General features: G+C 71.3%; 19 protein-coding genes and 1 pseudogene. 10 read left to right on the top strand and 10 right to left on the bottom strand.

Annotation, left to right across the window (positions count from 1 at the left end; genetic code table 11):
* Positions 1-132 precede the first annotated feature (132 nt).
* Positions 133-756 (bottom strand): DUF6578 domain-containing protein, encoded by a 624-nt coding sequence (locus M2157_RS34325; RefSeq protein ID WP_280867172.1) that lies wholly within the window; start codon positions 754-756, stop codon positions 133-135.
* Positions 757-861: 105 nt separating this feature from the next.
* Here M2157_RS34325 and M2157_RS34320 point away from each other — a divergent pair, with 105 nt between their 5' ends.
* Positions 862-1629, top strand: coding sequence for a site-2 protease family protein (locus M2157_RS34320; RefSeq protein WP_280857151.1), 768 nt, complete (start codon positions 862-864; stop codon positions 1627-1629).
* Here the strand turns inward: M2157_RS34320 and M2157_RS34315 are convergent.
* Together M2157_RS34315 and npdG are read right to left on the bottom strand one after the other, a co-directional pair.
* The gene (locus M2157_RS34315) at positions 1614-1793 is read right to left on the bottom strand and encodes a hypothetical protein (RefSeq protein WP_280858987.1); all 180 of its coding nucleotides are present in this window, start codon (positions 1791-1793) and stop codon (positions 1614-1616) included. The genes M2157_RS34320 and M2157_RS34315 overlap by 16 nt on opposite strands.
* Before the next feature lie 60 nt (positions 1794-1853).
* The gene (gene npdG / locus M2157_RS34310) at positions 1854-2561 is read right to left on the bottom strand and encodes an NADPH-dependent F420 reductase (RefSeq protein ID WP_280857152.1); all 708 of its coding nucleotides are present in this window, start codon (positions 2559-2561) and stop codon (positions 1854-1856) included.
* Between the two features lie 311 nt (positions 2562-2872).
* On the opposite strand from npdG, the gene M2157_RS34305 reads away from it, so the two are divergent.
* Together M2157_RS34305 and M2157_RS34300 are read left to right on the top strand one after the other, a co-directional pair.
* The gene (locus M2157_RS34305) at positions 2873-3475 is read left to right on the top strand and encodes a hypothetical protein (protein WP_280857153.1); all 603 of its coding nucleotides are present in this window, start codon (positions 2873-2875) and stop codon (positions 3473-3475) included.
* Positions 3476-3568: 93 nt separating this feature from the next.
* A complete protein-coding gene (locus M2157_RS34300) occupies positions 3569-4825 on the top strand; it encodes an MFS transporter (RefSeq protein ID WP_280858988.1) in 1257 nt (418 codons plus the stop codon).
* Here M2157_RS34300 and M2157_RS34295 read toward each other — a convergent pair whose 3' ends face one another.
* Positions 4826-5056: a hypothetical protein gene (locus M2157_RS34295; RefSeq protein WP_280857154.1), complete on the bottom strand. Its 231-nt coding sequence runs from the start codon at positions 5054-5056 to the stop codon at positions 4826-4828.
* Positions 5057-5114: 58 nt separating this feature from the next.
* On the opposite strand from M2157_RS34295, the gene map reads away from it, so the two are divergent.
* On the top strand, positions 5115-5972 hold the full coding sequence (gene map / locus M2157_RS34290; protein WP_280857155.1) for a type I methionyl aminopeptidase: 858 nt from the start codon (positions 5115-5117) through the stop codon (positions 5970-5972).
* A 113-nt stretch (positions 5973-6085) separates the two neighbouring features.
* Entirely contained in the window at positions 6086-6733 is a 648-nt protein-coding gene (locus M2157_RS34285; protein WP_280867171.1) for a biliverdin-producing heme oxygenase, read from the top strand.
* A gap of 3 nt (positions 6734-6736) precedes the next feature.
* On the opposite strand, the gene M2157_RS34280 is transcribed toward M2157_RS34285, so the two are convergent.
* Complete coding sequence (locus M2157_RS34280) at positions 6737-7381, bottom strand: PhzF family phenazine biosynthesis protein (protein ID WP_280867170.1); 645 nt, start codon at positions 7379-7381, stop codon at positions 6737-6739.
* 156 nt (positions 7382-7537) lie between these two features.
* Here M2157_RS34280 and efeO point away from each other — a divergent pair, with 156 nt between their 5' ends.
* The 4 genes from efeO to M2157_RS34260 are packed head-to-tail and all read left to right on the top strand — an operon-like array spanning position 7538 to position 11787.
* A complete protein-coding gene (gene efeO, locus M2157_RS34275) occupies positions 7538-8683 on the top strand; it encodes an iron uptake system protein EfeO (protein WP_280857158.1) in 1146 nt (381 codons plus the stop codon).
* Between the two features lie 10 nt (positions 8684-8693).
* Positions 8694-9953 carry an iron uptake transporter deferrochelatase/peroxidase subunit gene (efeB, locus tag M2157_RS34270; RefSeq protein WP_280867169.1) on the top strand — a complete coding sequence of 420 codons (1260 nt, stop codon included), beginning with the start codon at positions 8694-8696 and terminating at the stop codon, positions 9951-9953.
* Between the two features lie 3 nt (positions 9954-9956).
* The gene (gene efeU, locus M2157_RS34265) at positions 9957-10829 is read left to right on the top strand and encodes an iron uptake transporter permease EfeU (RefSeq protein WP_280857160.1); all 873 of its coding nucleotides are present in this window, start codon (positions 9957-9959) and stop codon (positions 10827-10829) included.
* Complete coding sequence (locus M2157_RS34260; RefSeq protein WP_280857161.1) at positions 10789-11787, top strand: hypothetical protein; 999 nt, start codon at positions 10789-10791, stop codon at positions 11785-11787. Before efeU ends, M2157_RS34260 begins: the two co-directional genes overlap by 41 nt.
* A gap of 15 nt (positions 11788-11802) precedes the next feature.
* Here M2157_RS34260 and M2157_RS34255 read toward each other — a convergent pair whose 3' ends face one another.
* Entirely contained in the window at positions 11803-12540 is a 738-nt protein-coding gene (locus M2157_RS34255) for a bifunctional DNA primase/polymerase (RefSeq protein ID WP_280857162.1), read from the bottom strand.
* Between the two features lie 112 nt (positions 12541-12652).
* Positions 12653-13285: a TetR/AcrR family transcriptional regulator gene (locus M2157_RS34250; protein WP_280857163.1), complete on the bottom strand. Its 633-nt coding sequence runs from the start codon at positions 13283-13285 to the stop codon at positions 12653-12655.
* A 106-nt stretch (positions 13286-13391) separates the two neighbouring features.
* Between M2157_RS34250 and M2157_RS34245 the strand changes: the two genes are divergently transcribed.
* Positions 13392-13586, top strand: coding sequence for a DUF6243 family protein (locus M2157_RS34245; RefSeq protein ID WP_280857164.1), 195 nt, complete (start codon positions 13392-13394; stop codon positions 13584-13586).
* A 21-nt stretch (positions 13587-13607) separates the two neighbouring features.
* Here the strand turns inward: M2157_RS34245 and M2157_RS34240 are convergent, their stop codons facing one another.
* The 3 genes and pseudogenes from M2157_RS34240 to M2157_RS34230 all read right to left on the bottom strand — a co-directional run bounded on the left by M2157_RS34240 (position 13608) and on the right by M2157_RS34230 (position 17212).
* The gene (locus M2157_RS34240) at positions 13608-14600 is read right to left on the bottom strand and encodes a small ribosomal subunit Rsm22 family protein (RefSeq protein ID WP_280857165.1); all 993 of its coding nucleotides are present in this window, start codon (positions 14598-14600) and stop codon (positions 13608-13610) included.
* Between the two features lie 185 nt (positions 14601-14785).
* Positions 14786-15962, bottom strand: a pseudogene (locus tag M2157_RS34235) (serine hydrolase domain-containing protein).
* Entirely contained in the window at positions 15914-17212 is a 1299-nt protein-coding gene (locus M2157_RS34230) for a multidrug effflux MFS transporter (RefSeq protein ID WP_280867168.1), read from the bottom strand. Before M2157_RS34230 ends, M2157_RS34235 begins: the two are co-directional and overlap by 49 nt.
* Positions 17213-17266: the final 54 nt, after the last annotated feature.

Below are 17266 nucleotides of genomic sequence, written 5' to 3'. Positions count from 1 at the left end.
CAACTCGGCGAGCTCGTCGGCCGGCAGGCCCTCGGTCTCCCTCGGCGGGGTGACGGGCCGGTCGCCCTCGGATGGACGGGCCGGGTCCGGGCAGTCGCCGTGAGCGCGGCCCGGGCCGCCAGCACAGCGGACTCACGCCCCGCTCAGCCCCGCCAGCAGCTCGGCGAGCTCGTCGGCCGGCAGGCTCTCGGTCTCCGTACCGGGCGGCGAGCCGGGCGGGATGCCCCGGACGCTGCGGACGGTGTGCGACAGCACCGAGTCCGTGTCCGGGACCTCCAGGGTGACCACGAGCCCCGCCTCGGACCGCGCGCCCCCGCCGCCGGCGAACCACTTCGGGCTCGCGTCCACCGACCGCAGCGACCGGCGCCCCGGCACCGGCTCCCAGGTCCTCGAACCCGGCTCCGTCTCGCCGTACTCCTGTGTCACGACCTGCACGCACCGCACCCGGCCGCGGACCTCGGGCAGCCGGCCCCCGTGCGCCTCGACCGTGACCAGCCCGACGAACCGGGCCGAGCCGCCCGGTGCCGCAACGCTCTCCCCGACCCCGACGACCAGGCCGTTCCTGTCCCGCAGCACCCGCTCGGCGCCCTGTTCCACCGGGCCGGCGAGCTCGGTGAGCTGGTCCTGCCAGCCGCCCCCGAGGACGTCGTCGGCGGCATGGAACAGCAGCGGCCAGCGCACTTCCTCCCCCACCGAGAACGGCGTACCGCAGCACTCGATCTGCCAGTCCGCGTAGAACACGTGCCACAGCCCCATGTCCCCACCCTTCCACGGAACCTCCGCCCCACCCCAAGACGTTTTCACCTGTGCCCGGTACCGTCGGGCCGTCCCACCGCGCGCAGGTCCAGTCCAGGGAGCCCCATGACCACCGCCACCACCCGCCACAGCGACCGGCGGATCAGCCCCGTCTTCATCGGGATCGTCGCCGTGACGGCGGTGACGGGCTGGGCCACCTGGACCGGATTCGCCGAGCGGACGGACATCGCCGTCTTCCTGTTCGTGACCGGCGCCTGGATCGTGTCCCTCTGTCTGCACGAGTACGCGCATGCCCGCACCGCCCTGCACAGTGGCGATATCTCAATAGGGGCGAAGGGCTACCTGACCCTCAACCCTCTCGCCTATACCCATGCCCTGCTCAGCATCGTGCTCCCCGTCCTCTTCCTGATCATGGGCGGCATCGGCCTGCCCGGCGGCGCGGTGTTCATCGAACGCGACAGGATCCGCGGCCGCTGGCGGCACAGCCTGATCTCCGCGGCGGGCCCCCTCACGAACGTCCTGTTCGCGATCGCCTGCACGGCCCCGTTCTGGCTGGACGCCCTCGACGGCGTACCGCTGGAGTTCCGCTTCGCGCTGGCCTTCCTCGCCCTGCTCCAGGTCTCCGCCGCGATCCTGAACTTCCTGCCCGTCCCGGGCCTGGACGGCTACGGCGTCATCGAGCCCTGGCTCTCGCACAGCGTCAAGCGCCAGATCGAGCCCTTCGCCCCGTTCGGCCTGCTGTTCGTGTTCGCGCTGCTGTGGGTGCCGCAGGTCAACAGCGTGTTCTTCGACCTGGTGCACGCGGTCCTGAACGGACTCGGGGTCAGCGAAGCGGAGGCGTCGATCGGCTGGAGCCTCTACCGCTTCTGGTAGGAGTCCGTCTTGCCGCGCTTGACGTAGTACCAGCACATGTTGGACGAGAGCCCCGCCAGCAGCACCCACACGATCCCCAGCCAGCTGCCCTGTGTGAAGGAGACGACCGCCGCCGCGACGGCGAGCAGGCAGACGGCGAGGGCGTAGAGGGCGAGGCGGGGCATTTCCATGGCTCCTGTCGGGGGGACACTGCTGTGCTACGCCGACCAGTGTCCCCCATCGGCTCACACGTCCGTGACCCGCAGCCCCGCGTGCGCCTTGTACCGCCGGTTGACCGAGATCAGGTTGGCGACCAGCGACTCCACCTGGTGGGCGTTGCGCAGCCGACCCGAGAAGATGCCGCGCATCCCGGGGATACGGCCGGCCAGCGCCTGCACGATCTCCACGTCGGCCCGCTCCTCGCCGAGCACCATGACGTCGGTGTCGATCTCCTCGACCTCCGGGTCCTGGAGCAGCACGGCCGACAGGTGGTGGAAGGCGGCGGTGACCCGCGAGTCCGGGAGCAGGGCCGCCGCCTGTTCCGCGGCGCTGCCCTCCTCCGGCTTCAGCGCGTAGGCGCCCTTCTTGTCGAAGCCGAGCGGGTTGACGCAGTCGACGACGAGCTTGCCGACGAGTTCCTCGCGCAGCGACTCCAGCGTCTTGCCGTGGCCCTCCCACGGCACGGCGACGATCACGATGTCGCTGCGGCGCGCGGTCTCGGCGTTGTCGGCGCCCTCGACACCGTGCCCGAGCTCGTCGGCGGCGGCCTGTGCGCGGTCGGCGGCCCGGGAGCCGATGATCACCTTCTGCCCGGCGCGGGCGAGCCGGTAGGCGAGGCCCTTGCCCTGCGGCCCGGTCCCGCCGAGCACGCCGACGACGAGTCCGGAGACGTCGGGAAGGTCCCAGGGGTCCTTGGCGGGAGCCTTCTGTGCAGCACTGTCGGTAGAGGTCATGGGCCCGACTTTACGTCCGCCCCGCGCGCCCCGGCCGGTCGGGTGAGCCGCGTCACGGGCACCCGCCCGACGGTGATCCGCTCACCGGGGCCGCGGTCCCCGGCTTCGTAGCGGCGCCCGACGGGCGAGGCGTCGACCCGGGCCAGGTCAGATCCCCCGATCCGGACCGGCTCGGAGCAGGCGGCGGCAGGCCGAAGGCGGTGCGTGCCGGCGTCGGCGGGCTGTCGTCCTCGGTGGCTTCCTGCCCGGTTCGGGCGAATCCGGAGTGAACCACCGGTCACGGACGACCGCTTGCGGCAGGATGCGGCCCCATGGACGCCGTACGGGTCGCGCTGCTGCGCGAAGTGCTCGCCGGGACCGAGTGGTTGGGGGCCACGCGACGCTTCGCGGGCGTACTGCGGGGATCGGTGGTCTCGCACGGCGGCGGGCTGCTCCTGGTCGGCACGCCCGAGTACGAACCGTGGCACCTGGCGGCCCACCTGGTCGACGAGGCCGCCTGGTCGGGCACACCGGAGCTGGCCCCCACTCTCGTACGCCACGACGCGCGCCCCACCGACCCCGCGCACCTGTCGGTCGGCCCGGGCCGGCTCGCGGCGGCCCGGCGTGGCGAGACCCTGCTGGTGGTCTCCCCGGACCGGCCGGGCGCCCCGCTTCTGGAGCACGTGAACGACGCCCGACGGGCCGGCGCGACGATCCTCTCCCTCGGCCCCGGTGAGGGTGAACTCGCCGCGATGGCCCACGAGTCGCTGGCCGTACCGGAGGGCACGGACCTGGACCTGGACACCGTGCAGCACCTGGTGAGCGCGGCGGCGGGAGAGAACGCCGTCCCCACTCCCAGGGGCCGGCGGCGGTTCCGGGACCGGCTGTCGAGACTGGCCGACCTGCTGACCGCGCCGCCTCCGGCCCGCTGGTAGCCGCGAAAAACAGTTGCCGGACCGGCAGGCCCGCCCCGACCATGACCGGTCGTGACCGACGACGCCCCCGAACCCCCCTCCGGCCTTCGCGCCATGCTCCCCGACCTCGCCCCCTGGCGGGCCTCCCGGGACTTCCGGCGGCTGTGGTACGCGGGGCTGATCTCGAACTTCGGCAGCTTCCTGACCTTCGTGGCGCTGCCGGTGCAGCTGAAGGACCTGACCGGTTCGGCCGCGGCGGTGGGCGCGATCGGGGCCGTGGAGCTGATCCCGCTCCTCGTCTTCGGGCTGTACGGCGGGGCGCTCGCGGACGCGTGGGACAAGCGGAAGCTGATCGTGTGGACCGAGGCCGGGCAGGGCCTGCTGAGCGTGGCCCTGCTGCTCAACGCCCTGCTCCCGCACCCCGCCGTCTGGCCGCTGTACGTCGTCGCCGCGCTGTCCTCCGCCCTGGTCTCGGTGCAGCGCCCCGCGCTCGACTCCCTCTGGCCCCGGATCGTGGCCCACGACCACCTCCCGGCGGCGGCCTCGCTGAACTCCTTCCGCTGGACGGTCGGCGGGGTCGCGGGCCCGGCGCTGGCGGGCGTGGTGGTGGCCTATGCGGGCCTCGGCTGGGCATACGGCGCGGACCTGCTGACCTTCGCCGTGTCCGTCGTCCTCGTCGTACGGATCGCGGCCTCCCCCGCCTCCCACGAGGCGGCCAAGCCGTCGCTGAAGGCCATCGCGGAGGGCGCGCGGTACGCGTGGGGGCGCAAGGAACTCCTCGGCACCTACGCCGTCGACCTCGCCGCGATGTTCCTGGCGATGCCGCTGGCCCTGCTGCCGTTCCTCGCGGACGAGCTGGACGCGGACTGGTCGCTGGGCCTGATGTACGCGAGCGTCCCGCTCGGCGCGCTGCTGGTGAGCCTGGTCAGTGGCTGGACCGCGCGGATCCACCGGCACGGGCGGATGGTGGTCCTCTCGGCGGCCCTGTGGGGTTTGGCCATCGCGGCGGCCGGGATCATGAGCAACGTCTGGCTGGTGCTGTTGTTCCTCACCGTGGCCGGAGGATGCGACATGGTCAGCGGGATCTTCCGGGGGATCATGTGGAACCAGACGATCCCGGACGAGCTGCGCGGCCGGCTCGCCGGGATCGAACTGCTGTCGTACTCGGTGGGGCCGACCCTCGGCCAGGTCCGCAGCGGCGGTTTCGCCGCGTGGTGGGGCGTACGGACGTCCGTCTGGTCGGGCGGGGTGCTGTGCGCGGGCGCCGTGGGCCTGCTGGCCCTGTGCCTGCCGAAACTGATGACCTACGACGCACGCACGGACAAGCACGCGGCACAGGTGCGGGACCAGAGAGCCGCGGCCCAGGTGTGATCAGTCGTCCTCCCGGCTTCCCGCCGGAGAGTCGTGCCACTTGGGGTCGTTCTCCCACTCGAGGTTGCGCTCGCGGGCCGTCTCCATCGCCTGCTCGGCCTCCTTGCGGCTCGCGTAGGGCCCGAACCGGTCCTTGGCCGGGCACTGGGGCCCTTCCTCGACCTTCTTGTGCTCCAGGCAGTAGTACCACTCGCCCGGCTTGCCGCCCGCGCGCTTCTTGAACAAGGGCATGACCTGCTCCTCTCGCCACCGACATGTTCCCCCAACGGCGCTGGATAGACTCGTCGGCATGTCTGGCCAGTCGCTGCTCGTGCCCGGGGAACTCTCCCCCATCCGTTCCGTGCCCGGAAACATCCGTCGCCCCGAGTACGTCGGCAAGCCCGCGCCGACGCCGTACAAGGGTCCGGAGGTGCAGACTCCGGAGACCGTCGAGGCGATGCGGGTCGCCGGCCGTATCGCGGCCCGGGCGATGGAAGAGGCGGCGAAGCTGATCGCCCCCGGGGTGACCACCGACGCACTGGACAAGGTGGCGCACGAGTACATGTGCGACCACGGCGCCTACCCGTCGACGCTCGGCTACCGGGGCTTCCCGAAGTCCCTGTGCACCAGCCTCAACGAGGTGATCTGCCACGGCATTCCGGACTCCACCGTGCTCCGGGACGGCGACATCATCAACCTCGACGTGACGGCGTACATCGGCGGGGTGCACGGCGACAACAACGCGACGTACCTGGTGGGTGACGTCGACGAGGAGAGCCGGCTGCTGGTCGAGCGCACCCGGGAGTCCCTGGCCCGCGCGATCAAGGCGGTCAGGCCGGGCCGTCAGATCAACATCATCGGCCGGGTCATCGAGTCGTACGCCAAGCGCTTCGGCTACGGAGTCGTCCGTGACTTCACGGGCCACGGCATCAACTCCTCCTTCCACAGCGGCCTGATCATCCCGCACTACGACAGCCCGCACGCGACGACGGTCATCCAGCCCGGCATGACGTTCACGATCGAGCCGATGCTGACGCTCGGGACGCACGAGTACGACATGTGGGACGACGGGTGGACGGTCGTCACGAAGGACCGGAAGCGGACGGCGCAGTTCGAGCACACGCTGGTGGTGACGGAGACGGGGGCGGAGATCCTGACGCTGCCGTAGTACGTCCTGGACCCGTCCCCCTGCGGGGGCGGGTCTTTTGTTGGACACTTTTACCGACAGTGCGTCGGCAAAAGCATTGACTTAGGTAACCCTAACCAGAGAAAATCTGCCCCATGGACTCGTTCTCGACACTCATCCGCACCGCGTCCCACGAGCAGCACGTGGAGGCGGAGACCTCGACGTTCATGAGCGACCTGCTCGGCGGCCGGCTCGGCGTCGACGCGTACGCGCGCTACACCGAGCAACTGTGGTTCGCCTACGAGGCGTTGGAGACGGGGGCCGAGAAGCTGGCGTCGGACCCGGTGGCGGGCGCCTTCATACGGCCCGAGCTGTTCCGGCTGCGGGCGCTGGAGCGGGACCTGACGCATCTGAGGGGCCCGGAGTGGCGGTCCGGTCTGTCCGCGCTGACCGCCACGCAGGTGTACGCGGACCGGGTGCGCGCCTGTGCGGAGTCCTGGCCGGCCGGATACATCGCGCACCACTACACGCGCTACCTGGGCGATCTCTCCGGCGGCCAGATCATCCGCGACAAGGCGGAGAAGACCTGGGGCTTCGAGAAGAAGGGCGACGGGGTGCGCTTCTACGTCTTCGAGGAGATCTCCAACCCCGCCGCCTTCAAGCGGGGTTACCGGGAGCTGCTGGACGCGGTGGACGCGGACGATCTGGAGAAGCAGCGGATCGTGGCGGAGTGCAAGAGGGCGTTCGCGCTGAACACCGGGGTGTTCCGGGCCCTGGGCGAGGAGTTCCCCCTGTCGGCGTGAGCCTCAGCGCTCCAGGAAGACCCGGCCTCCCACTTCCACCCATCCCCCCGGCTGCGGAGCCGTGAGGATCTGGGAGCCGGCGCCCTGGACGATGTTCAGGGCCCGGCCCAGTTCGGCGGTGAGCTGGAGAGCCGCGGCTCCGGTGGCCTCGTCCTCCTCGACACCGTCGCCCCGGCCGGGGAATCCACGGGCCCGGATCCGTCCGGCGGCCTCGTCCTCCCACGCCCAGGCGTAGATCCACTCCCCTGCCGCCGGAACGGCAAGATCGTCCACCTCGGCTGCGGTGCCGTACTGGCGGAAGGCGCGCGGCGCCGCCCATTCGGCCCGCGCCTCGATCCAGCTGAACTCCCCGTCGAGCCGGGTGCCGACGACCCCGGCGGGCGTGACGAGTTCGGGCACGTCGAGCAACCAGGCCGCCCCGACGCAGGGGTATCCGGCGAAGGCCAGCCGCACGGAGGGCGTGTAGATGTCGATGACCCCTCGCTCGGGATCATCGACGAAAACGGTCTCGCTGAACCCGAGCTTGGCGGCGAACGCCTGCCGCTCGTCCCGGTCCGGCATCACGGACCCCTCACGGACGACGCCCAGCTCATTGCCGTAGCCGCCGTTCGGCGCGCAGAAGACGCGCAGCACGTCGTAGTCACTCACGGGGGAATTGAAGCATCCGCCCGGGCACCGCACGTCCACTGACTCCGGAGCGGAACCTTTGAATCTCCTTTGACCTTTACTTGACGGCTATTTTGCGCCATAGATAGATAAGCCTCAGATAAGTTAGGCGAGCCTCACCAACCCTCAGGAGCTCGTATGCGTGCCGCCAGACTGTCCGTCCTCACCTTCACCGCCGTGGCGGCCCTGACCGCCGTCACGGGGTGCACGGAGAAGGGAAGCTCGGGCGACAGCGACCGTGTCATCGACGTGACCGCCACCGACAGCAAGTGCGAGGTCTCCAAGAAGGAGTTCCCGGCCGGGCACGTGGAGCTCGCCATCGAGAACAAGGGCTCCAAGGTCACCGAGGTCTACGTCCTGTTCCCGGACGACCGGATCGTCACCGAGCGCGAGAACATCGGCCCCGGCACCAAGCAGAAGGTCACCGCCGAGGTGAAGGCCGGCGCCTACACGATCGCCTGCAAGCCCGGTATGAAGGGCGACGGCATCCGGCAGGAGGTCAAGGCCACCGGCGGGACCGTGGCCAAGCGCGACCCGCGCCTCGACGCGGCGGTCGCCGCGTACCGCAAGTACGCGCAGGAGCAGGCCGACGCCACCCTGCCGCTCGCGAAGACCTTCGCCGCCGCGGTCAAGGCCGGCGACCTCGAGGCCGCCAAGAAGGCCTACGCCCCCTCCCGGATCGGCTGGGAGCGCACCGAGCCGGTCGCCGAGTCCTTCGGGGACATCGACCCGAAGGTCGATGTGCGGGCCGACGGGCTGGAGGGCGGGCAGAAGTGGACCGGCTGGCACCGGCTCGAGAAGTCCCTCTGGCAGGACAAGAAGATCACCGCCGAGGACAAGACCCTCGCCGACCAGCTGATCACCGACCTCACCGACTGGCAGAACCGGGTCGGCAAGGCGGACATCACCCCGACCTCGATGGCCAACGGCGCCAAGGAACTCCTGGACGAGGTCGCCACCGGCAAGGTCACCGGCGAGGAGGAGCGCTACTCGCACACCGACCTCGTCGACTTCAAGGCCAACGTCGAGGGCGCCGAGAAGTCGTACGCGCTGCTGAAGCCGGTCGCCCAGGAGAACAACGCGGCCCTGGTCACCGAGCTCGACAAGCAGTTCGCCGCGCTGAACACGCTGCTGGACAAGTACCGCGCCGACAAGACGTCCTACGACTTCACCTCGTACGACAAGGTCGGTGACGGCGATCGCAAGCAGCTGTCCGACGGTGTGAACGCGCTCGCGGAGCCGCTGTCCAAGCTCGCCGCAGCCGTCGTCACCAAGTCTTCCTGAGGCGGGGATCATGACCGACGCAGCAAAGGACCCGGCTCCCTCGCGCCGTGCGCTGATCGGCTGGGGCGGGGCCGGGCTCGCGCTCGGTGCCGCCGCTGCCGGCGGCGCGGTCGCGATGACCCGGACCGGCGACGACATCGAACCGACCGCGGCCGAGGCCGGTGCCGCCGTCGAGTTCCACGGGGCCCACCAGGCGGGCATCGCGACCCCCGTGCAGGACCGGCTGCACTTCGCCGCGTTCGACGTGACGACCGAGGACCGCGCCGAGTTCGTGCAGATGCTCAAGGACTGGACGGCGGCCGCGCGGGCCATGACCGCGGGGAAGGCGGTCGGGGAAGGGGCGTACGGCGGGCTCGCCGAGGCGCCGCCGGACGACACCGGGGAGGCGCTCGGGCTCAAGCCCTCGCGGCTGACGCTGACGATCGGCTTCGGGCCCTCCCTCTTCGAGAAGTTCGACCTGGCCGACCGGCGCCCCGAGGCGCTCGTCGACCTCCCCCAGTTCGCCGGGGACAACCTCGACAAGAACCGCAGCGGCGGCGACCTGTGCGTCCAGGCCTGCGCGGACGACCCGCAGGTCGCCGTGCACGCGATCCGCAACCTCGCCCGGATCGGCTTCGGCAAGGTCGTCATCAAGTGGTCGCAGCTCGGCTTCGGCAAGACGTCCTCGACGACACCCGACGCGCAGACCCCGCGCAACCTGCTGGGTTTCAAGGACGGCACCCGCAACATCGCGGGCACGGAGACGGACCGGCTGAAGAAGTTCGTGTGGGTGGACTCCGCGAAGGAGGCCAAGGACGCCCCGTGGATGAACGGCGGCTCCTATCTCGTGGCCCGTCGTATCCGTATGCACATCGAGACCTGGGACCGCACCTCGCTGCAGGAGCAGGAGGACATCATCGGCCGGGACAAGGGCGAGGGCGCCCCGGTCGGCAAGGCGAAGGAGCGCGACAAGCCGTTCCTGCCGGCGATGAAGCCCGACGCGCACGTCCGGCTCGCGCATCCCGACTCCAACCACGGGGCGACGATCCTGCGCCGCGGCTACTCCTTCACCGACGGCACGGACGGACTCGGCCGGCTGGAGGCGGGCCTGTTCTTCCTCGCCTACCAGAAGGACGTCCGCGAGGGCTTCATCCGGATCCAGCGTCAGCTGGCCACCGACGCGCTCAACGAGTACATCCAGCACGTGGGTTCGGCGGTCTTCGCCGTCCCGCCCGGCGTCCGTGACAAGGACGACTGGTGGGGCAGCACGCTGTTCTCCAAGGAGGGCTGACCCGTGTTCTCCAACTACCTGATCGGTCTGCGCGAGGGTCTGGAAGCCAGCCTGGTCGTCTGCATCCTCATCGCCTACCTGGTGAAGACGGACCGCCGGGACGCCCTGCGGCCCATCTGGATCGGCATCGGCGTCGCGGTCGCGCTCGCCCTCGGTTTCGGGTGCGCGCTCGAATTCGGCTCGCAGGAGCTGACGTTCGAGGCGCAGGAGGCGCTCGGCGGCTCCCTGTCGATCCTCGCGGTCGGCCTGGTGACGTGGATGGTCTTCTGGATGCGGCGCACCGCCCGGCACCTGAAGTCCGAGCTGCACGGCAAGCTGGACGCCGCCCTTCAGATGGGCACGGGCGCCCTGGTCGCCACGGCGTTCCTGGCCGTCGGCCGGGAGGGCCTGGAGACCGCCCTGTTCGTATGGGCGTCGGTGCACGCGGCGAGCGACGGCACCCCGCGTCCGCTGGTCGGCGTCGGCCTGGGCATCGCGACGGCGGTGTTCCTCGGCTGGCTGTTCTACCGGGGAGCGGTGCGCATCAACCTCGCCAGGTTCTTCACCTGGACCGGCGGCATGCTGGTCGTGGTGGCGGCGGGCGTGCTGGCGTACGGCTTCCACGACCTCCAGGAGGCCGACTGGCTGCCGGGGCTGACCGACAAGGCCTTCGACATCACCGGGACCATCCCTCCGGACAGCTGGTACGGCACGCTCCTCAAGGGCGTGTTCAACTTCCAGCCGGACCCGACCGTCCTTCAGGTCACGGTGTGGCTGCTGTACTTGATCCCGACGCTCGCGCTCTTCCTCGCCCCGGTAGGGTTCGCCTCCGGGAAGGGGAAGGTGAAGGCACCTGATGAGCAGGGATCGCGGCCCTCAAAGGCTCCGCAGGCTTGACCGGAGCGCACTGATAGCAGCCTCTGTGACCGCTTTGTCGTTGACGGCGAGCGGATGCATGGTGGTGCACGGCGAGCGGGAGGTGCTTCCCGCGACCACGAAGGCGGAGGCCGCCAAGGCGCTCCAGCAGTTCACGAACGCGTACAACGCGGCGGACAAGGCGTACGACAGTTCGCTGGACGCCGCCCACGTCACCGGGGCGCTCGGCGCCATCGACGCGGCGCGGCTGAAGGCCGGCAAGGCCAACAGCCCGAGCGGCAACGCCACGCACACGCCGCTGAAGCTGTCGGACGTGACGTACACCATCCCGAAGAAGGCGGGCTGGCCGCGCTGGTTCGTCGCCGACGCGGCCGCGAACAAGGGCGGCACCGCGCGCTGGCTGCTCGTGTTCACCCGCAACGGGCTGGGCGAGCCGTTCCAGGTGGCGTATCTGACGCTGGTGGCCGAGGGCAAGGTGCCGGAGTTCAAGAAGGACGCGGACGGCTGGGCCGAGGCCGTGCCGGTGAACTCGGCCGAACTGGCCGTTCCGCCCGGCGAGGTGGGCCAGGAGTACGCGACCTACCTCAAGAGCGGCGGCGACGCCTTCGCGGACGGCGCGTACACCAGCACGTGGCGTGCGGCGCGCGAGAAGGACGGCAAGCGGCCGGGCCTGGTCACCCAGTACATCGACGAACCGATGACGAGCGGCGACTACGCACCGCTGGCCCTGCGCACGACGGACGGCGGGGCGCTGGTGTTCTTCGCCACGCACCTCTACACGAAGCAGACGGCCGCCCCGGGCACCTCGATCCCCACCACCGATGACGTGCAGGCCCTGACGACCGGCGAGATCAAGCAGTCCCTGACGATGGAGATCGTCTCGAACTCGGTGGCCGTCGACCCGCCGAAGGGCGCGGGCGAGCAGCAGGTCACCGTGCTCGGCCGGATCCAGGGACTGACGTCCGCGAAGGGTTCGTAGAGAACGGCCCGCTCGCTACCGGCGCAGGGGCCAGGCCGCGTTCTCGTGGTCCGGCTCCTCGCCGACGTAGCGGGAGCAGGCGTCGGTGAGGACTTCCAGGAGGCTCAGCGGGTCGGGCAGCGGGTGTTCGGGGCCGCGGACCCAGTGCACGGTCTGGTCGCCGGGCAGCCGGGCGGGCGGTACGAGGACGTAGGAGCCCCGGCAGTGCCAGCGCAGGCCGGGGTGTTCGTCCGCCGTCTCGGGGTGGCAGTCCAGTTCGCACGGCCACCACTCGTCCTCCTCCTCGGGGGTGCCGCGGGTGAGGGTGAAGAACAGGAGCCGGCCGTCGTCGCTCTCGGCGACGGGTCCGACTTCGATCCCGGAGTCGAGGAGCCGCTCCAGCGCTTCCCGCCCGGCCTCCAGGGGGACGTCGAGGACGTCGTGGACCATGCCGGTCGCGGTGATGAAGTTGGCCTGCGGCTGGTGCCGGGCCCAGCGCTCGATCTGCGCGCGGTCGGTGGTCGACTGGGTCTGCCAGGCGAAGGACACGGGATGGCGGGCGGGCGTGGGACATCCGACCCGGTCACAGGAACACCGGTACCCGGGGGCGGGATGCGCGGCGGGCGCGAGCGGGAGTCCCGCTGAGGCAGCGGCCAGCAGCAGGGCCTCACGACCGCCTTCGTCCCCGGCGTCGGCCTCCTTCGGCCGGCGTCCGCGCAGCCATTGGGAGAGTTTGCCCTGCAGGCCGGTCAGGCCCCCCGACTCCGCGCTCATCTATCACCCTCGCCTCGCTGTCGTGCGGAACAGCATGCCTTATGGTCCCACCTTCTTCCGCTCCGGGGGGCCCTGAGCGGATTTGAGCGTGAGTGAGCGTCTCGCGGGCGGCTCAGCGGGGTGCGATGCCGTGGAGGGCGTAGTCGACGAGGGTGTCGGTGTAGTCGTAGGTGATCGGGCCGGTGTACTGGAGCCAGCGCTGGGCGAGGGGGGAGACCCAGAGTTCGAGGGCGATGCGCGGGTCGACGTCGGGGCGCACCTGGCCGGCCTCCTGGGCGGCGCGCACCCGGTCGACGTAGAGCTGGAGCGACGGTTCGAGGAGCTTGGCCATGAAGGCCCGGCCGACCTGCTCGTTGACGACGCCCTCGGCGGCCAGGGCGCGGGAGGGGGCCTCGAAGCGGGGGTCCTTGAGCTGGTCGACGGTGAGCCGCAGTACGGCCTTGAGGTCGGCGGCGAGATCACCGGTGTCCGGAATGGTGTACGTCGCCTCGGGACCGGCCTCCCGTGCCGCCTGGTCGCTCAGGTCGAGGAAGGCCTCCATCAGCACCTCCGCCTTCGACGACCACCAGCGGTAGATCGTCTGCTTGCCGACACCGGCGCGGGCGGCGATTCCCTCGATCGTGGTCTTGGGGTAGCCGACCTCGGCGACGAGGTCGAGGGCGGCGTCGTAGATGGCGCGGCGGGACTTCTCGCTGCGTCGGGTGGTGTCGGGGGCGGCGGGCTGCTTGGAGGTATGGGTGGCCATGGGGCGAACTTACCAGGTTGACAAGACGGTGCGTCTCGCCGGAGAGTGGATGCGTTGAGCGAGACGAGACGTCTCGTCATGAACCGGATGAGTGAGGGAGCAGGTCATGACACGAGGTGGATCGGGCGGCATGCTCGGAGTCGGCGGCACGCGCAGCAACATCGGCCGCAAGGCCCTGCGCGGCGGCGACGGCGACGGCCGGATCGGCGGCGCGCGGGACCCGCAGGCGTACAAGCGTGAGCTGTTGCGGAAACTCCAGGAGAAGCGGGAGGGGGAAGCGGCGGGGGAAGCTTCGTCGTGACCGGGCCACCGCGGACCGGGGCTACGGCCTGTCCGACGGAGGCCAGGGGTCGCCCCACGCCGCGTCCCGCGCCGCCTTGTACAGGTCACCGTGCCGCTTCGTGACCGTGCGCCGGGTCAGTTGCTCGTCGGGCTCGCACAGGTCGAGGAGAACCTGTCCCTTGCGGATCTGCGGCCGGCGGATCACCCGCGCGGGGGCCGGAGTGGCCGGGAGCCGGGTCGCCGCCACGTAGCTGAACTTCTCGTCCTCGTACGGCAGTGAGCCGCCCTTGACCTGACGGTGGAGGGACGACCGGCTGACCCTCGCCGAGAAGTGGCACCAGTCCTCGCCGGGGACGATCGGGCACGCGGCGCTGTGCGGGCAGGGCGCGGCGATCCGGAAGCCGGCGGCGATCAGCCGGTCGCGGGCCTCGATGACGCGGGCGTACCCGGCGGGGGTGCCGGCCTCGACGATCACGACGGCCTGTGCCGACGCCGCCGCGGTGTCCACGAGGGCGGTGCGGTCGGCGGGGGTGAGTTCGTTGAGGACGTACGAGACGGTGACCAGATCCGTGGCGGGCAGGGTGAGGTCCTTGCCGATCCTGGTGCGCTGCCAGTGGGCGTCGCGCAGGGCCGGGTTCGCGGTGGCGATCTCGCGGCCGAGGGCGAGCGCGGGGTCGGACCAGTCGAGGACGGTGACCGCGCGGTCGCCCGGCCAGGTGGCGGTGACGGCCCAGGTGGCGGCGCCGGTCCCGCCGCCGACGTCGGTGTGACCGGTGGGGGTCCAGTCGGGGGTGGCCTCGGCGAACGCCTCCAGGGCCGCGTGGACCGCCTCGAAGGTGGCGGGCATGCGGTACGCGGCGTAGGCGGCCACGTCCGCGCGGTCGCGCAGGATCGGGCTGTCGGTGGGGGTGACTCCGCGGTAGTTGGCGATCAGGCGGTCCACCGCCTGGGCCGCCTGCTTCGGGGGGAGGCCGTCGAGGAGGGTGGCGAGGGCGGTGCGGAGGGTTTCGGACGGGAGTGCGGGGGCGGTCACCCGAGGATTCTATGGGCGGCCGGTGCGGGTGGGCCTCGCCGGTTTTCTCGCCCCCGCCGCCCCTACCCGTCCCGTCCCCAGGGGCGCTGCCCCTTCGACCCCGCTGGGGGCTGCGCCCCCGGACCCCCATCGGCCCTGAAGGGGCCTCGTCCTCAAACGCCGGACAGGCGGACGGCCGGAAGAGCTCACGTCCCCCTCACCGCCCGCGCCACCCTCGTCGCCAGCTGCGCCCTCGGTCTGTTGTCCGGGGGGCGTCTTCGTGGGTGGACCGTGTTGGCCAGCAGGACCACGAAGGTGTCCGTCGCCGGGTCCAGGACCAGGGACGTGCCCGTGAAGCCGGTGTGGCCGGCCGCGCCCCGTCCCGCGAGTTCGCCCATGAACCACTTCTGGTCGATGGCGAAGCCCAGGCCCGGTGGGGTCAGCAGGAGCTCCACGAAGTCCGGGCCGAGGATGCGGGCGGGGCCGTACGCGCCGCCCGCCAGCAGGGTCCGGCAGAAGATCGCGAGGTCGCGGGCGGTCGAGAAGAGGCCCGCGTGGCCCGCCACTCCGCCCAGCGCCCACGCGTTCTCGTCGTGGACCTGGCCCCGCAGCATCCCCCGGTCCGCCTTTGGCCCACGGCCGGCGCTGGTCCTCCGTGGCGGCCGCTCCGGGGCAGGGGCCGAAGCGGGTGGACGTCATGCCGAGGGGGCGGGTGATGCCCTCGTGGAGGAGGACGTCGAGGGGGCGGCCGGTGATGCGTTCGAGGACGTGCTGGAGGAGGAGCGGGTTGAGGTCGGAGTAGGTGTAGGTGCCGGGGACACCGATGGGCGGCTCGGCGCGCAGGAGGTCCAGGCGCTCCTCGTCGCTGTCGCAGTCGTGAAGTGGGAGTTCGGGGCGCAGTCCGGAGGTGTGGGTGAGCAGCTCGCGGACGGTGACGGAGTGCGCCGCGGCCGCCGTGAAGTCGGGCAGGTAGGCCCCCACGCGCGCGTCTATGCCGAGCGTGCCGCGCTCGATCTGCTGCACCGCGGCCACGGCCGTGAACAGCTTGGTGAGGGAGGCCAGGTCGAAGGGGGTGTCCACCCGGACGGGGACGCGTGCGGCCGGGGGCAGTTCCACGCCCGCGTCGGTCTCGGGGTCGTAGGACGCGTAGCGGACGGCAAAGCCCGACGCCTCCTCCACGGCGATCACCGGGCCGCGTCCGGCGGCCAGGACGGCTCCCGGGGCCCAGGGGTGTGCGCCGGCGGTGAGGGCATGGAACTCCCGGACGAGAAGCCGGAGTTCCCCGGGGTCGAGCCCGGCCCGTTCCGGTGTGTCGGTGCGCAGTCTCGGTGCGCTCAGCTCCCCGCTCCCTCCGTAGTCGCACGCGTGTTCCCAGAACGGCACATTGCCATGAAACAGGTGAGCGCTACCAGTGCTGCCGCCAGTTGGACGACCGCCATCGGGACGGCCGTGTCCTCCCCGGCCATCCCGACCAGCGGGGAGGCGATCGCACCGATGAGGAAGGAGGACGTGCCGAGCAGGGCGGAGGCGGAGCCGGCGGAGTGCTTGGTGCGCAGGAGGGCGAGGGACTGGGCGTTGGGCAGGGTGACGCCCATCGCCGACATCAGGACGAAGAGCGCGGCGGCGACGGGAGCCAGGCCCACCTCGCCGAAGGTCCCTGTCGCCATCAGCAGCAACGCCGTGGCCGCCGCCGTCACGATCAGCAGGCCCACGCCCAGCACACGGTCCAGGCTCACCCGGCCCACCAGCACCTTGCCGTTGATCTGGCCGACGATGACCAGCCCGACGGAGTTCACGCCGAACAGCAGGCTGAAGGTCTGCGGGGAGGCGCCGTAGATCTCCTGGATCACGAACGGGGACGCCGAGATGTAGGCGAACAGCGCGGCGAAGGCGAAGCCGCCGGTGAGCAGGTAGCCGGTGAAGGGCAGGTCGGCGAGGAGACGGCGCATCGAGTGCAGGGCCTCGCCGACGCCGCCGGTGTGCCGCTCCGCAGCCGGCAGGGTCTCGGGCAGCCGCGCCCAGACCAGGGCGGCGAGCAGCGCGCCGATGACCGTCAGGACCACGAACACGCCCCGCCAGTCCGTCACCCGCAGGATCTGCCCGCCGATCAGCGGCGCGACGATCGGCGCGACCCCGCCGATCAGCATGAGAGTGGAGAAGAAGCGGGCCATCGCCACGCCGTCGTACAGGTCCCGGACCACGGCCCGGGCGATCACTATGCCCGCCGCGCCCGCGAGACCCTGCGCCAGCCGGAAGCCGACCAGGAACTCCACCGTCGGCGCGACGGCACACAGCGCGGTGGCGACGACGTACACGACGAGACCGGTGAGCAGCGGGCGCCTGCGGCCCCAGCGGTCGCTCATCGGGCCGACCACCAGCTGTCCGAGCGCCATGCCGAGCAGACAGGCGGTGAGGGTGAGCTGGACGGTGGCGGCGGGCGCGTGCAGGGCGTCGGTGACCTCCGGCAGCGAGGGGAGGTACATGTCCATCGCCAGCGGTGGTGTGGCGGTGAGGCCGCCGAGGAGCAGGGTGACGAACAGGCCGGTGCGGCGGACGGCGACCGTGGGTGGTGCCTTGTCCGTCGCGGCCGCCCGCTGCTCCAGGTGCGGTGTCGGTCCCCCCTGCTCGGGCATGTGCCCCTCCCTCTCCCAATGATCCGGCACCTATGCTCTCAGCTCGTACAGAGT

It is taken from the genome of Streptomyces sp. SAI-127 (assembly GCF_029894425.1).
Lineage (GTDB): Bacteria > Actinomycetota > Actinomycetes > Streptomycetales > Streptomycetaceae > Streptomyces.
This window is presented reverse-complemented; position numbering and strand designations above follow the sequence as displayed.